This window comes from Paenibacillus xylanilyticus (genome assembly GCF_047246825.1).
In the GTDB taxonomy this organism is placed as follows: Bacteria; Bacillota; Bacilli; order Paenibacillales; family Paenibacillaceae; genus Paenibacillus; species Paenibacillus xylanilyticus_B.
On sequence record NZ_JBFOLB010000001.1, the window covers coordinates 1021908 to 1036685 of the forward strand.

The following is a 14778-nucleotide window of genomic DNA, read 5'->3' on the forward strand; positions in this document are numbered from 1 at the left end:
ATAAAAGGAGAGAAATCAATTCAATGTCTAAATTACTCTACAGGCTGGGGAAAACGGCTTACGACAAACCGTGGTATTTCATTATTGGATGGATTTTGGTGCTCGGCATTGTAGGAACAGCGCTTGGTATGAACGGCGTGCATGTCTCCTCGGACATTAAACTCGAAGGAACAGCATCCCAAAATGTTTTGGACAAATTGGAAAAAGAACTTCCTGAAGCCTCTGGCGGCCAGGGAAGCGTGATATTTAATATTCCTGAAGGTGAGCGGCTGGATACGCCAGAGAATCTGGCAGCTATCAGTAAGGCAGTAAGCGAGGTCTATAAAAACGATTATGTAATTAATCCTGCTGAGTTAGCTGCTGCAAGTGGCGCTGATGCCTCAGCCATGCAAGAACAGGCCAGTCAAAGTGCGGCTGCAGCCGGCCAAGCGAGTGCGGATCCAAGCAACCTGCCTCCTTATGGCCCATTGATGATTGATGGAATGCCTGTACCCGGGGTGTTGATCTCAAACGCTGGGGATGTTGCTCTATTCCAATTTCAATTCACCGTACAACAAAACTCTCTGCCAAAAGGTGTCACGGATTCAATAGTGAATGCCGTAAGCGAAGCTGAACAAGGTACCAACATCACGGTATTACCTAGTGATTCCTTGAAAGAAGTGGGTATTCCAATCGGAACGAATGAAATCTATGGTTTGATCATTGCTGCAATTGTGTTGTTCATGACGCTTGGTTCAATCGTTGCCGCAGGTTTGCCGATTGTCATTGCCCTCTTTGGAGTGGCGGCTGGTGTAGGTGGCGCATTTGCCATATCCAGTTTCGTAACGATGACATCCTTTACACCTGTTTTGGCCCTCATGATCGGACTCGCCGTCGGCATTGACTATGCGTTATTCATCGTCAATCGTCAGCGGAGACTGATTTTTGACCAAAATCTGAATGCACGCGAAGCAGCCAGCAGAGCTGTCGGCACTGCAGGTAGTGCCGTGTTCTTTGCTGGATTAACGGTAATCATTGCACTTTGTGGAATGCTGGTTATTGGCATCACCTTCCTGAGCATGATGGCCATTGTTGCATCGGTTACCGTACTCTTCAGCGTACTTATCGCCCTAACTCTTCTCCCGGCATTGCTGGGTCTTCTGGGTGATCGCATCTGCTCTCGTAAAGCAAGGGAGAACAATCAGTCCAAAGCACATAAAAAATCAAACGGTTTTGCGAACCGCTGGATCTCTGGTGTCGTGAAATTCCGTTGGCTTGTGATTGTAGGCGTCATTGTTATTCTGGGAACTGCTGCAATCCCGGTTGCCAAAATGGAACTGGGTATGCCTTCCGGTGCTACTGCCAACCTGGATACTACAGCACGTCAAAGTTATGATGCCATCACGAAAGGTTTCGGGGAAGGATTCAACGGTCCCCTGCTCATTGTCGCCGAACCAACAGATGCTTCCAAGACCGTATCCCTGCAAACATTGGGCAGTATCGCACAGGATCTGCAACAATTCGAGCATGTCTCTGTCGTGACACCTGCTGGTGTGAGTGAAGATGGCAAAATGGCGATTTTAAGCCTCATTCCGGATTCAGGTCCAACAGACTCAGCAACCAAGCAGCTTGTTGAAGAATTGCGTTCCCCGGACTCTTCCATTGCGGTTAATCACGACATGAAACTTGGTGTTACCGGACTGACAGCGGTCAACATTGACATGTCTGCCAAACTGGCTGAAGTTTTCCCGGTGTATATCGGAATTATAGTTGTTCTATCACTACTCATTCTTCTTTTGGTCTTCCGGTCCATCCTCGTTCCGATCAAGGCAACGATAGGGTTTTTGCTTAGTATTTTGGCCACGTTCGGTCTGACCACTGCCGTCTTCCAATGGGGATGGGCAAAGGCACTGTTCGATTTTGATACGGGCGGTCCTCTGCTTAGCTTTATTCCAATCATGGTTACAGGGATTCTCTACGGCTTGGCCATGGACTATCAGGTCTTCCTGGTATCCTCGATGAGGGAATCCTATGTACACGGTCATCGCGGTAATCAAAGTGTTATGAATGGTTATCAGATGGCAAGCCGAGTTGTGGTTGCAGCTGCCATTATCATGGTGTCCGTATTTGCAGGATTCATTTTCACACATGATATTATGATCAAGCAGATTGGCTTCGCCTTGGCCTTAGGGATTCTGATTGATGCATTTATTGTTCGAATGGCACTGGTTCCGGCTGTCATGTCTCTCTTCGGAGATAAAGCCTGGTGGCTGCCAAAATGGCTGGAACGTTTGCTTCCTAACCTTGATGTTGAAGGCGACAAGCTCATTGCTGAACTCAATGCAAAAGAAAAACAGTAAGGTAATTTTGACGAAGATTGTATTTAGCCTCTGACATCATTTAGATTAATCTCGTTATTTAATCCAATTGATTGTGTTATCTATATAATCAATCAAACAAAAGCACTTTCTTGGTTGCATCCTTGTCTGGCGACAGGGATGCATGACCTTGAAGGTGCTTTGTTTATGTGGGAGAGTTTGAGAGGGTTCATTTTACCCGTTCATGCACTAAGTCTTTCTGAAAAGCCAGAACCTTGTCCCAGTCGCCACTGAAAATAGGGATACTGTAATACCCCACTCTTTCATAAAGTGCTGCAGCTTCCGGCTGAAGTGGCCCCGTTTGGAGCTTCAAATTGGTATAGCCAAATTCAGCAGCAAGACGCTCGGCTTCAGTAAGGATGGCTTGGGCAACTCCTTTACGACGATAACCGGGTCTTGTGTACATGCGCTTAACCTCAACGGATTGATCATCCAGCGGCCTGATGGCTCCGCATCCCACCGGATGCCCATCCAGTCTGGCAACAATGAAAGCTGCGCGCGGCACCTCGACGTCCGATTGCTGAAATCCAGCGGTTCCATCTCCCCCATATAACAGGCCAAGCTCATGGCTTAATTCCCTGATCAACTGTTCTGAATCCTCACTGCGAACATCCTCAGCAGCCGCTCGTACGACCAATGACATAACTCAAACCCCCTTAACTCTATTGGTTTTATTGGCATTACCGTATATATATAAAGTAACACCCGTATCAGGCAGCGTCAATTGTTCCATCGATAGATCTTTTGAATAAGAGATTATCTACAACAAAATGCCGCCAGTTGGCGACTTGATGACCATAATCTTGTGTTATATTGTGATGCACAGTCTCACAAGAACGAACGATAAGGACTTTATTTTAACCACATAAAAACGGTTATAATCACGACGATAACCACTCCTGTGCCGACCCAACCCAAACTGCCCATCAGCTCTGCCAAGTTTCCAAATTGCGCACGATCCAACCCATCCTTGAATGTGCCAGCAGCATTTTTTTGATGCTCTTCTTGTCTTAAACGCTCCCTTTTTCTTTCCGGAGTTTCTTGATCTGTGTTCATCATTATCCCCTCCTCTTGATATAGCCTTAAGCTATAGCTGGATATAATTTAATGGAATTACATTATAGCTTCTTTTCTGTGATAACTTTTCTGTAACACATTGAAGAGGGGTTATGGTTATGACAAAAAGTAGCATTTTGGGTTACCCGCGTATTGGCGCAGATCGGGAATGGAAAAAAGCACTGGAAGCATTCTGGTCAGGTAAACTGGAAGAAGCAGCGTTTCATACACATTTACAGGAGATCCGGCTGGCTCATTTGCGTAAACAGCAAGATCAAGGAATTGATCTCATTCCAGTCAACGACTTCAGTTATTATGACCATATCCTGGATACAGCCGTGATGTTCGGGATTGTTCCGAAGCGTTTTACATATGACGGCGGTGCTGTTCCTCTATCCGTGTATTACGGCATTGCCCGGGGAACGAAGGACGCTGCAGCTAGCGAAATGACAAAATGGTTTAACACCAACTATCACTATATCGTCCCTGAACTGAATGATGTAACCCCGGTGTTTACCGAAAATAAACCCCTTATCGCTTATCGCGAAGCCAAAGAAAACCTCGGGATCGAAGGAAAGCCGGTTATTGTTGGTCCGTTGACCTTTTTGAAGCTCTCCAAGGGCTATGATAAATCCGAGACTGAAGCTTGGATTGATCGCTTGCTTCCCCTGTACACGCAGCTGCTTCAGGAACTGGCAGAAGAAGGTGTTCAATGGGTACAGATCGATGAACCCGTACTGGTCACCCAATTATGCGAGACAGACTTACAGCTGCTGCAGAAAATATATCAGACGTTTGCAGCGAAGGTTCCCAGCTTGAACATATTGCTGCAAACCTACTTCGAGTCCGTGGAGAACTATAGCGAAATTATTGCACTTCCGGTGCAAGGAATCGGATTGGATTTGGTACATGGACTCTCCGCTAATCTGCAATCCATCAAGGATTTGGGCTTCCCGGCGGACAAGGTTTTGGGAGCGGGCGTCATTGACGGACGCGGGATCTGGAAAGCTTCACTGAAGGAAAAACTGGCTCTGCTCGAAGAACTGACTGAATTCGTAGCACCTGAACGTCTAATCGTTCAGTCGTCGTGCAGCCTGCTGCATGTGCCTGTCACAACCGAACGTGAGACGAAACTTGCGCCTGCGTTGAAGAGTTCTCTCGCCTTCGCAGATGAGAAGCTGAATGAGATTGTTCTTTTGACAAAAGCGTGCAATACCGACAGTACTGACCTCCTTGCCGAGATCGATAACGCAGATCAGGCACTGCTGTCTCTTCAACAATCCGAAGAGCGCTACCGCATCGATATTCAGCAGGCTGTTGCATCACTCCGTGTACAAGAACCAGAGCGCTCCCTCCCATTTGCCAAACGTCATGCCGCTCAGCAGGAGAAATGGCAGCTGCCTCTTTTTCCGACAACTACGATCGGAAGTTTCCCCCAATCCGCCGAGGTACGCAAAGCGCGTCAATTATGGCGCAAGGGCGAATTAGACAACGAGCAATATGCCCACTTTATCCGGGAGCAAATTGATACCTGGATTAAAATTCAGGAAGACATTGGGCTGGATGTTCTCGTGCACGGAGAATTTGAACGTACAGACATGGTGGAATTCTTTGGTGAGAAGCTCGCTGGCTTCGCGTTTACCCAGTTTGGGTGGGTGCAATCCTACGGTTCCCGATGTGTGAAACCGCCGATCATTTTTGGAGATGTGGCATTTGTCCAGGAAATGACGGTTGAAGAAACCAAATACGCCCAGTCACAGACCAAGCAGCCGGTAAAAGGAATGCTGACCGGACCGATTACCATTATGAACTGGTCTTTTGTCCGTGAAGATATTCCCCGTGAGCACATAGCTTACCAATTGGCATATGCGCTCAGACAGGAAGTGGAAGCTCTCGAACAGGCAGGCATTGGCATGATCCAGGTGGATGAACCTGCTGTTCGCGAAGGCCTACCTCTCAAGGAAAATGAACAAGCGGACTATCTTGCCTGGGCAGTCAAAGCTTTCCGCATTTCCACATGCACGGTACAAGAGACAACCCAAATTCATACACATATGTGTTATTGCGAATTCCATGACATGATTGATTCAATTCAAGCCATGGACGCTGATGTAATCTCCATTGAAACTTCCCGCAGTCATGGAGAGCTGATTCACAGCTTCGAATTAAACACTTACAAACTTGGCATTGGGTTAGGGGTATACGATATCCATAGTCCGCGTATTCCAAGTTTGGAGGAAATGACAAACATGATTGACCGCGCTCTGCGTGTACTTGACCCCAACCTGTTCTGGATTAACCCGGATTGCGGTCTGAAAACCCGCGGACGTGAAGAAACGGTTGCTTCCTTGCGAAACATGGTTGATGCAACCAAAATTGCCCGTGAACAATATGATACAGTCAAAGTTCTCTAATCGTTAAAAAAGCAGGACATCCCTCTTCAGTTTAGGGTGTCCTGCTTTATTTGTATTACGTATTTTTTTGAGGAGACTTAATCAGTGCTTAGTCCTGCAAAAATTCGATCAACGCCGCATTAAATGCTTCAGCATGTGTGGCATTAAAGCCATGCGGTCCACCCTCAACAACCACAAGGCGACTGCCAGGGATGGATTCATGTGTGCGTTGTCCGCTGACTTCAAGCGGCACGATAGCATCCGAATCGCCATGAATAACCAGCGTCGGGATATTGAATTTCTCCAGGTCTTGACGGAAATCGGTAAGAGCAAAGGCAGCAATGCAATCCAGAGTACCCTTAGGTGATGCCAGAGCAGCGATATCCCGGTTATATACGCGGAAAGGTTCGCTCACCAGATCTGTACGATCGCCTGCAGCGAAAAAGTTATTCGTAAATCCATCTAAAAAGGCTAGGCGATCTCCCTTAACCCCATTTTGGAATTCTGCAATCGTTGCATCGTCCAATCCTCCTTGAGGATTGTCTTCTGTCTTATACAGGTAAGGAGGCACAGCACCTGCAAATACCGCTTTGGAAACCCGCTCTGTTCCATATGTTCCGATATAGCGAGCCACTTCGCCGCCTCCCATGGAGAAACCAACCAGTGCAGCATCGCGCAAATCGAGGTGTGTAATCAATTTATGTAAATCAGAAGCAAATGTGTCATAGTCATAACCATCCCAAGGTTGGGAAGACTGACCAAAGCCACGACGGTCATACGTGATAACACGGTAGCCCGCTTCAATCAGGGCAGGTACTTGCTTCTCCCAGGATCGTCCACTCAAAGGCCAGCCATGAATAAGGATGATGGGTTTTCCCGCGCCATGATCTTCGTAATACAGTTCAATCGGTTGTGCATTCTCTTCGCCTACATTTACTTTAGCCATGGAAAATCCCTCCGTTTAGTTATGATCTATTAGTTTGTTACTATTCAAATGCTACATATGCAATCTAGTATTGTCAATTGTACCCAAGAACTAAATAGAAACATGCGATTTTATTTCGAAGAATAGAGTGTTTGATCATCAGAAGAGGAGCTCTCATGTTGCAGCAAAAAAGCCGCCTGATAGGCGACTTCTTATGCAAATCTATTTTTTCAAAAAATATAATTTCTAACTTAGCTTAGTGGGCACTCGTTGCCGCGCCTGCTGCTGGCGATTTATGCAAAGCCATGCGTGCTACTGTTATTCCCCATGTAACTACAGCAATCAAAATGAGATTGATCACGATCGAAGTTACGGACGTTCCGCTATATATCAGTCGAACGTATCCCCGTACGGCGTTAGATGCAGGCAGGAAATCCCCAATGTGACGATAGAATGGTGTGAGCATTTCGGTCGCGATAATGTTACCTGCTGTCATGAGCTGGAAAGGAATCATGCCCACGTTAAACAGTGCACCCAAACCTCCAAATAGTACAAAAGACATTTGTGTCAGACACACGCAGGCGATGTAAACGAGAATATGGAATCCCCACATTTCCCAGAAGGAAGCGACAGGTGTGACAAACAACATGGCTACACTTGTAATAATTAGAGGAGCTACGATACACACGATTAATAACAGAAGCTGTCTTGCCCAGAAAATGTTCCATCGATCGTACTTGCGGCTAAGCATCATGGTCGACAGATTTAATTGAATATTCATGGTCATGACTGCAATATAGGTGATAAAACCGAGGATCATGGGCAGCATGCTAAGTGCAAAATTGGTGATATTATTGGTCTTAACCACATTTGTCGTTACCACTTCTTTTTGAACGATCCCCGATAGCTGAGCACCTACACTGGTAGATATGCCTTCAGCTGAACCTTCCAAAATGGATCTGGAAACATCCGAAGCGGCCTGATTGACATAATACGTTAATTCCCCTTTGCCCTCGTCCATGTTGGCAGAGAACTGAGCAGGAATGCTTACGATCATACCGATATCCCCATCATTCATCACTTGCTGCGCTTCTTCCAGAGTTGAGTAATTCTCTGTTTTATAAGGCACACTTTCCTTGATCATTTTTTCGATACTCTGTCCCTGGGCTCCATCGGAATTAACGATACCTATACTAAGTTGATCTACTCGTTCTGTCGCTCCGTTGTATCCTGTTAACCACACAATGGTAAATATTAATGGAACGACAAACGCAAAGACCAATCCGATCTTGGTTTGTAGAATCTTAAAGAAATCTTTTAATACTGAAAAAACGGTCATGAATTTCTCTCCTTCTTGGATATGCTCCGGGTACTAATTAATAGGCTAGCATATAATAGGCTATGCATGTATTTCGGCAAAAAAAGTCAGCTGACGGATCAGCTGGAGATCTTTTTATAGATTTTGTTAAGCAAAATGGCAAGTTGATCTGCCCCTTCAGGGGTAATTAAATCCCTCAATGAATGATCCAAATCATCCATCAGCGGGAGAACCCGTAAATAAAGCTCTTTCCCTTGCTCAGAAAGTCGCAGCAGGATTGCTCGCCGATCAACAGGATCTGTACTTCGAATAATAAGATCCTTCAGTTCCAATCGCTCCAGTGTTTTGCCAACACTCGTTTGATCTTTACCGTGGAGTTCGGATAACTTCTTTTGAGTGATGCCTTCGTTTTTATACAGCGATGCCAGTACACCAAATTGTTCGGGTGTTATACCGTAATCCTGCAGTAAATGTGTGACTCTTTTTTTGTGAACAAAGTATGTTCTGGATAGTAACAAACCAATGGGATCATTCTCTTGATGAGGTGACATTAGGTTAAACCCTCCCCGAAATACTAGCATAGCCTATTAATATTCTTTATGAAGAATATCTTTAATTTTAACCTTTGTCAATCTTTAGTTTCTTCCGCGTCGGAAGAGGTTCTTGTGAAAAATACACAAAAGCCGCCATACAGGCGGCTTGTTGCATATCTATTTCGCAAAACCATTGTTGTAAGCTACGATTACTCGAATCGATAGGTCCAGAATGTTTCTTTGCCGAATCTGTTCTGAATTTCTTTATCACTCAGTTTTTGGTTACCGACAAGCTCCGCAGCCTGAAACTGCGATCGGTGCGCTTGAATGGATCCCATTTTTTGTTCTATAAATTCAGCTACATCAACGATCACATCTGGTTTCCCGATGGCCTGCGCATGGTTTTTGGAGAACGCGACGCAATAAACGTTTGGACGCTTCTCTGCCGGAATTCGGGAAATTGTCCGGATGACGGCGGCTCCGGTAGCATCGTGATCCGGATGAACGCTGTAACCTGGGTAAAATGTGATCACCAGAGTCGGATGAAGTTCCTCAACCAGTGTCATAATTCGAGTGTCGAGCAAGTATGGATCTTCAAATTCGATCATTTTATCGTGAAAACCGAGCATTCTCAAATCCTGTATTCCAATGGCCTGAGCGGACTCTTCCAATTCCTTCTTCCGGATGGCTGGCAGAGTAACCCTATTGGCAAACGGCGGAATGCCCATATTGCGACCCATTTCTCCCAACGTCAAACAAGCATAGGTGACGAAGGCGCCACCATCTATGTATTTGGCCAACGTTCCGGCAACGGAGAAGGCTTCGTCGTCAGGATGGGGATACACCACTAAAATACGTTCATTTTCGTATGTTTTATTTTTCATGCTGTTTCTATCCTCCGCTTTCATCAGAAACTCTCCCGACTCAATTGAAATGCGACAACCAACTTGCCTTGACTATCGTGGCCAGCCAGAATTAATCGATCCTTTTCATTTTCGTCGATGTGTGTAAGGCCTTCTGCATATACCCAACCTGCAGTAGTCTTTAAGCCCACTCGGTATGGGTTCGTACCGGAGATGGATCCCTGTGTATATCGTATGGATGCATTCGAAATAAAGGCCGACGCCGGGTGACGAGTGCTGTCGAAATGATTCGCGTATGCACCGGTGGTCATTTCGAGGTGTAAGTATAGATCCTGATCGATGAATTGATTGATCCGGGCTTGAACATCTTGAGGTTGTATAAGCTGCATAGTAATCTCCTTATATGGTCTAAAGATCTAAAATACTAACTCCATCTTAACATATGTCAGGGGATAAAGAACAATTAGTGAGGACATGCCCACTTACTTCTGAATAGTTCTTTTCATGAGTAAACTGCTGCATGCTTCAATTCGTGTATGAATCGAATTCTGCTGTAAATGAAATTGCCGTCCCATTTGCAGTCTCATCCTCCGGTTCAATGGCAATCTTGCCGTTCATCAGTTGTACAATTCGACTGCAAATCGCTAGACCCAGCCCTGTACCTTCAGTCCGGCGAGTTATGCTGTTATCAACCCGATAAAACGGATGGAACAACTGACTTCGTTTCTCCAAAGGTATTCCGATCCCTGTATCCTTGACCGTAATTTGAAGCCGAACCTTGCTCTGATTGCTTGAGAGAAGTTTTGCCACTACGTTAATACTTCCTTCATTCGTGAATTTCAATGCGTTCCCCAGCAAATTAAGGATGACCTGTCTGAATCGTCCGTCATCTCCAATCAAAATCTCTGGAACATCGATATCAACGAACACGTTTACTTGAAGTTTTTTATTTAAAATACCTGCATGGAGAATTTCCAGCGTCTCTGTTATGGCTTCCCTGACACTAAATGCTTCCTTCAACAACTGCTCATGGTTGGAGTCCAATTTACTATAGTCCAGGATGTCATTCACGATTCGCAGCAATGACTTTCCGCTTTTTTGAAGAGTGGCGACATACTCCTTCTGTTTGTCACTTAGGTCAGTCGCCGCTAACAATTCCGTTATACCCATCACCCCATTCATGGGTGTCCGGATCTCATGATTCATTGTAGCAATGAACTCATTTTTAACTTGGTTGGCCAATTCCACTGCTTCTTTTTCAATTAAAAGGTGCTTCTGTTCATTCAGCAGTCTCCTTTGTACCGATAATGATGGAAACACCACGTCTTCCGAAGCTTGATGACTATAAAGAGGTGACTTAACAAACTCCACATCTGTCATCATATACTCATGTTCTCTCATCAATTTGAGCTGCAAGGAAGAAGAAATGGTGGCTGCGTTATAAGCACATACGGATACCATCCCAAACTCTTGCACTACACCACATGTTTGCCGCTCGTAATCAATCAGATTATCTTGGATCTTTGCTTCACTATGCTCTCCCCACGTCATTACATTGGCCCAGGTGCGGATGGACTCGTTCTTTTTTTGAACCGATCCCATCAAATCTTGAAAATGTGTTAATATGTGCTGAAAGTCAAAATCTCCCCGCGATCCATAATACTCCACATTGTTTGCATAATGCAGATAACCAAGTTGATCATTTGATATAACTTCGGTTAGCCTTTTCATAATTTCATCATATGCGGTAACCTGCTCTATCAGTAAGATGTGATGACCGTGGTCAATACCCGTTATGATATAAGAAACAGCATTATCAACATAACGATCGAAATCCTCGAACAAGTAAATAATATGTCCTCCGTTCGTGACACTAGTCAACGAATTTAACGGTACTGCTTGTTTGTTCATATAAGGACTCCTTGAATATTTCTTATTTTCTACTATAGATGATAAGGATTCATACGTCACACTATATTATATAAACCATTTGAGTTGATCCTGAGCATAGATAACGTAAAAAAGCCGCCAATAGGCGACCTTTTTAGTTAATTCATTATTGTATCTGATTAATTTCAGGAGACCGGAACTAGCACTCCCTTAACAAATGTCAGGTTATTCTCTAAATTCACGCTTTATTTCCACCAGTTTCTCTAAATGAGGTTTAATCTTTCTCAGGGTGAAATCTTTAATCTGTTCTGTACTCGCGAAATCTCCCCACTCCATATTGTAAGCGGCCCTATCCTTGAACGGTTGCAGTGTTTCATCCAATGACCTTAACTCACTGGCAATGGATGCAAGCATATTTTTCGTATCTTGTGGAATTAATTTGGGTTTGTCTTTCCAATAGTTATAACTAACCTCGTACATTGTCATGAATATATCAGCTTGCAATGCAAGTATAAACATATCCTCCTGGTTTTTAGAAGTCATGACGGTGTGATTCGCCATAAACCGGGGATCCGAATCGGATATGTAACTATCACTAAATTCAATAAGCGTTCCAAGATATTGATCGGCTTCTTTCGATTGGGTCTTGGCCAACTCGATGAGCTTCTGTACCTTAGCAGGATCTTCCTGATAACTTACCCTACTAATTTTCTCTATGGTTTCTGCCAGAGGAATATACGAATGTCCCTGTCTCAAAAGCGTTAAGAAACCTGTATTATTTTTGGCTTGGTAGAGCTCCTTTAAGTTGTCCGTCTGTTCTTTCGCAGTATTGTATCGATAGTTAAAGAACCCGATAATGAATAGGAGAATTGCTGCAAAAAGCCAGACCGGCTTGGGAATTTTCTTTTTCAAATGATCATCTGCCGTTCCTTGGGTATTAAATGCCAAGATTAACGTATAATAATTGGCATATCTGAGAATTGTAGCATACCACCAACCCAACGAATACAGGAGATCATTACCAAATCATTTAACCAGATGTTCTTCTCTTTCCAATAAACCATCCCGTAATACCAAACAAAAGAATCCCAACAAGCACGAGAATTTTTTGAGACGGATCGAAATTAAAATATGAAGTAAGTGAATTTTGTACGGCGCGTATTACAATAACCAATAAATAAGTAATGATCCATCCGAAAATGGTTCCAAACAGTGTCCAGCTTAGGACTTGATCCGATCGACTAGGCTTTACTAGAAAATAGCATGCAACGATTGCAACTAAAGGCAGATAATAATAAATCGGTAACGGAGATATCTCCATGAGCATACTAAGCAACCATAAACCGATGATCCCTCCGTATATGAGGCCATGAAGATTCATCTTTTTATAGAAAATGATATACAGCCCGAAGAATAAGAGAATAAGTACCGGCAAAACAATCAGGCTGGAAAGAAAAATCTGCAGACCTGGAAAGCTGCCTGGTCCTTCATCCGGAAGTGTCCCTATATAAAAAACGTCAATTAAAGGTATCGCGAAAAAATAGAGTGTAAGGACAGTAATTATACTTCCGAGCAACGAATAAACCATTTTCATGATGAGATTCCTCCCAAATACGATCTAGTGCACATGATGAGAATGGGTCAACTAAAGATCATCCCCGTCATAGTAAAAATAAGATTCATATAGACGTGCATCACAATGGAAGCAACAATCCCCTTAGATCGTATGGCGACCCCGCCCATAAAGAAGCCGCCAATGGCAAAAGCGATACACACCCAAACCGAAAAACCCAAGTCATAATGAGACATGCCAAATAGAAGACTAGTCACAATTAACCCATAGACGTTCCCAGACCATTGGACATATTGGTGTAGTGCAACACCTCTCCATACCCATTCCTCCAAGATTGAGTTCACCAGCGAAAAAATCAGTCCGTAGTACAACAAAAGTTTTAATTCATTTCTCTCTAGATCATTTAAATAGGAAAAGATAAAGTAAAACGTCCCCAGCGCCATGATCACTGCAAAAATGATAAGAAATCTCCATAGCGGATCTGCCTTTCCGCGCCATATAAAGGGAAAAGAAATGCTTGCCCGAAAGTTTCCAACACGAAGAATTTCAGAAGGGAAAACGCTGCGCGGACTTATAACCAAGAATGGCAGTACATAGGCAATCACACTAAATCTTGAAACAATAATTCGAACTTCGTCTGGTACTCCTTGAGCATAACAAATGGCGTTAATCCATTCCCTTAGAAAGTGAGACATGGTATAACCGATCAGGAAAATAAGTATTATTTTGATACCCGGCCGAATCAAACTCTTAATTTGCATACTTGTCTCCATATCCCATTTTTAATCTTGCACTATAAGTATTAATAAAAGAATTCGATATGATGTAACATAACATAAGGTAACCACAGACTTAAAGACTTAATTATGACTTTAATCTTGCACAAGCCTCTGGCTGCCTTCCTCACAAAACAACACCTGCAATACAAAAACAATCCTGACAACAAAGGTTGTCAGGATTAGCAATACACATTCATTTTTTGATTACTTGTCTTTCATTGTAACAACCAGGGTTCTCGGTAATCCATTCTTAATGGTGATCGAGTAAGGACCTTCCTTGAAATCAAAGCTTTTACTTTCCAACGTCTCCAAATCGACGTCCTTATAGCTTGTTAAGATTTGATTCGTGGTTTCCTCACTAATATCCAATGCGTGTAAAACAAGAACTGGATACTCAAGGTCAGAGCCAATATAGTATATCTCGTTTAAAGTTCCATTTTCTTCGATTTCAAAATGAATCTTGTTCGTGTACTGATTGTCATCATTAATCATTGCGGGATCGGATACCGTAATAATGGTGCCTTGTCCATCGTAAAAGGTTGTTCTTTTAAAATCCAAACCTTCCGTTGAGATGGGCTGAAGGAAATCCAGGTCTTTATTTTGGCTGACAAGTTGGTTAAATTCCGTTATGAAATCCCGCAGTTCTCCTTCCGGTGTGTACTTTTTCTCTTCTGCCTTTGGCGCTTCAAACAATTTTTTCTGAGATTTGAACAAGACCTGATCCTCTTTTGAAAATTCGATTCGAACCGTGGCACCACGTTCAATTCCATCTTGACCGTTATAGATCCATACATCATAAGGATTATTTGTTTCTTTCTCGGCAGGCGCCCCTGCCAGTCGTTCAACCTCCGATTGGCTCATTCCCTCCTGGATTTGCTTGTAAACCTCGGGGGTCAATCCGTTTTTACCACCGCAGGCCACTAGCAGTGACAGAAGCAAGACCGAGACCCATGTGTAATTCCATTTCTTCAAAGCTAATCTTCCTCTCTCCTATGTAGTGGACACGACAAGAAACAAACCGCGTCCGGCAGCTTTCACGGATGAAAGCAAGGCCTTCATTGTCTGGTTAATTATTTCACTTCAAATCCTTA

General features: G+C 43.8%; 14 protein-coding genes. 2 read left to right on the forward strand and 12 right to left on the reverse strand.

Going from position 1 to position 14778, the window contains the following annotated elements; translation table 11 throughout:
* Positions 1–23: 23 nt before the first annotated feature.
* Positions 24–2339, forward strand: a complete 2316-nt coding sequence (locus tag AB3N00_RS04345) for an MMPL family transporter (protein WP_413033475.1) — start codon at positions 24–26, stop codon at positions 2337–2339.
* Positions 2340–2526: 187 nt separating this feature from the next.
* Here AB3N00_RS04345 and AB3N00_RS04350 read toward each other — a convergent pair whose 3' ends face one another.
* Together AB3N00_RS04350 and AB3N00_RS04355 are read right to left on the reverse strand one after the other, a co-directional pair.
* On the reverse strand, positions 2527–3000 hold the full coding sequence (locus tag AB3N00_RS04350; RefSeq protein ID WP_413033476.1) for a GNAT family N-acetyltransferase: 474 nt from the start codon (positions 2998–3000) through the stop codon (positions 2527–2529).
* A 209-nt stretch (positions 3001–3209) separates the two neighbouring features.
* Complete coding sequence (locus AB3N00_RS04355; RefSeq protein ID WP_413033477.1) at positions 3210–3413, reverse strand: DUF6366 family protein; 204 nt, start codon at positions 3411–3413, stop codon at positions 3210–3212.
* 119 nt (positions 3414–3532) lie between these two features.
* Between AB3N00_RS04355 and metE the strand changes: the two genes are divergently transcribed.
* Positions 3533–5827: a 5-methyltetrahydropteroyltriglutamate--homocysteine S-methyltransferase gene (metE, locus tag AB3N00_RS04360; protein WP_413033478.1), complete on the forward strand. Its 2295-nt coding sequence runs from the start codon at positions 3533–3535 to the stop codon at positions 5825–5827.
* 88 nt (positions 5828–5915) lie between these two features.
* Here the strand turns inward: metE and AB3N00_RS04365 are convergent, their stop codons facing one another.
* From AB3N00_RS04365 to AB3N00_RS04410, 10 genes are all read right to left on the reverse strand, one after another.
* Positions 5916–6752 carry an alpha/beta fold hydrolase gene (locus tag AB3N00_RS04365; RefSeq protein WP_413033479.1) on the reverse strand — a complete coding sequence of 279 codons (837 nt, stop codon included), beginning with the start codon at positions 6750–6752 and terminating at the stop codon, positions 5916–5918.
* 235 nt (positions 6753–6987) lie between these two features.
* Complete coding sequence (locus tag AB3N00_RS04370; protein WP_413033480.1) at positions 6988–8070, reverse strand: YhgE/Pip domain-containing protein; 1083 nt, start codon at positions 8068–8070, stop codon at positions 6988–6990.
* Between the two features lie 98 nt (positions 8071–8168).
* Positions 8169–8600 (reverse strand): MarR family winged helix-turn-helix transcriptional regulator, encoded by a 432-nt coding sequence (locus AB3N00_RS04375; protein WP_413033481.1) that lies wholly within the window; start codon positions 8598–8600, stop codon positions 8169–8171.
* Between the two features lie 191 nt (positions 8601–8791).
* Positions 8792–9466 carry a bacillithiol biosynthesis deacetylase BshB2 gene (bshB2, locus tag AB3N00_RS04380; protein WP_413033482.1) on the reverse strand — a complete coding sequence of 225 codons (675 nt, stop codon included), beginning with the start codon at positions 9464–9466 and terminating at the stop codon, positions 8792–8794.
* 23 nt (positions 9467–9489) lie between these two features.
* Positions 9490–9834, reverse strand: coding sequence for a YojF family protein (locus AB3N00_RS04385; protein ID WP_413033483.1), 345 nt, complete (start codon positions 9832–9834; stop codon positions 9490–9492).
* A gap of 136 nt (positions 9835–9970) precedes the next feature.
* Positions 9971–11356, reverse strand: coding sequence for an ATP-binding protein (locus tag AB3N00_RS04390; protein ID WP_413033484.1), 1386 nt, complete (start codon positions 11354–11356; stop codon positions 9971–9973).
* Positions 11357–11560: 204 nt separating this feature from the next.
* A complete protein-coding gene (locus AB3N00_RS04395) occupies positions 11561–12337 on the reverse strand; it encodes a hypothetical protein (RefSeq protein ID WP_413033485.1) in 777 nt (258 codons plus the stop codon).
* 28 nt (positions 12338–12365) lie between these two features.
* On the reverse strand, positions 12366–12929 hold the full coding sequence (locus AB3N00_RS04400; RefSeq protein ID WP_413033486.1) for a hypothetical protein: 564 nt from the start codon (positions 12927–12929) through the stop codon (positions 12366–12368).
* Positions 12930–12976: 47 nt separating this feature from the next.
* Positions 12977–13669: a CPBP family intramembrane glutamic endopeptidase gene (locus tag AB3N00_RS04405; protein WP_413033487.1), complete on the reverse strand. Its 693-nt coding sequence runs from the start codon at positions 13667–13669 to the stop codon at positions 12977–12979.
* Between the two features lie 222 nt (positions 13670–13891).
* Positions 13892–14659 (reverse strand): hypothetical protein, encoded by a 768-nt coding sequence (locus AB3N00_RS04410; protein WP_413033488.1) that lies wholly within the window; start codon positions 14657–14659, stop codon positions 13892–13894.
* Positions 14660–14778 lie beyond the last annotated feature (119 nt).

What these genes read in the sequence shown, in the direction of transcription:
- AB3N00_RS04345 (WP_413033475.1), top strand. Translation starts at nt 24, where the DNA reads ATGTCTAAATTACTCTACAGGCTGGGGAAAACGGCTTACGACAAACCG.
- AB3N00_RS04350 (WP_413033476.1), bottom strand. Translation starts at nt 3,000, where the DNA reads ATGTCATTGGTCGTACGAGCGGCTGCTGAGGATGTTCGCAGTGAGGAT.
- AB3N00_RS04355 (WP_413033477.1), bottom strand. Translation starts at nt 3,413, where the DNA reads ATGAACACAGATCAAGAAACTCCGGAAAGAAAAAGGGAGCGTTTAAGA.
- metE (WP_413033478.1), top strand. Translation starts at nt 3,533, where the DNA reads ATGACAAAAAGTAGCATTTTGGGTTACCCGCGTATTGGCGCAGATCGG.
- AB3N00_RS04365 (WP_413033479.1), bottom strand. Translation starts at nt 6,752, where the DNA reads ATGGCTAAAGTAAATGTAGGCGAAGAGAATGCACAACCGATTGAACTG.
- AB3N00_RS04370 (WP_413033480.1), bottom strand. Translation starts at nt 8,070, where the DNA reads ATGACCGTTTTTTCAGTATTAAAAGATTTCTTTAAGATTCTACAAACC.
- AB3N00_RS04375 (WP_413033481.1), bottom strand. Translation starts at nt 8,600, where the DNA reads ATGTCACCTCATCAAGAGAATGATCCCATTGGTTTGTTACTATCCAGA.
- bshB2 (WP_413033482.1), bottom strand. Translation starts at nt 9,466, where the DNA reads ATGAAAAATAAAACATACGAAAATGAACGTATTTTAGTGGTGTATCCC.
- AB3N00_RS04385 (WP_413033483.1), bottom strand. Translation starts at nt 9,834, where the DNA reads ATGCAGCTTATACAACCTCAAGATGTTCAAGCCCGGATCAATCAATTC.
- AB3N00_RS04390 (WP_413033484.1), bottom strand. Translation starts at nt 11,356, where the DNA reads ATGAACAAACAAGCAGTACCGTTAAATTCGTTGACTAGTGTCACGAAC.
- AB3N00_RS04400 (WP_413033486.1), bottom strand. Translation starts at nt 12,929, where the DNA reads ATGAAAATGGTTTATTCGTTGCTCGGAAGTATAATTACTGTCCTTACA.
- AB3N00_RS04405 (WP_413033487.1), bottom strand. Translation starts at nt 13,669, where the DNA reads ATGCAAATTAAGAGTTTGATTCGGCCGGGTATCAAAATAATACTTATT.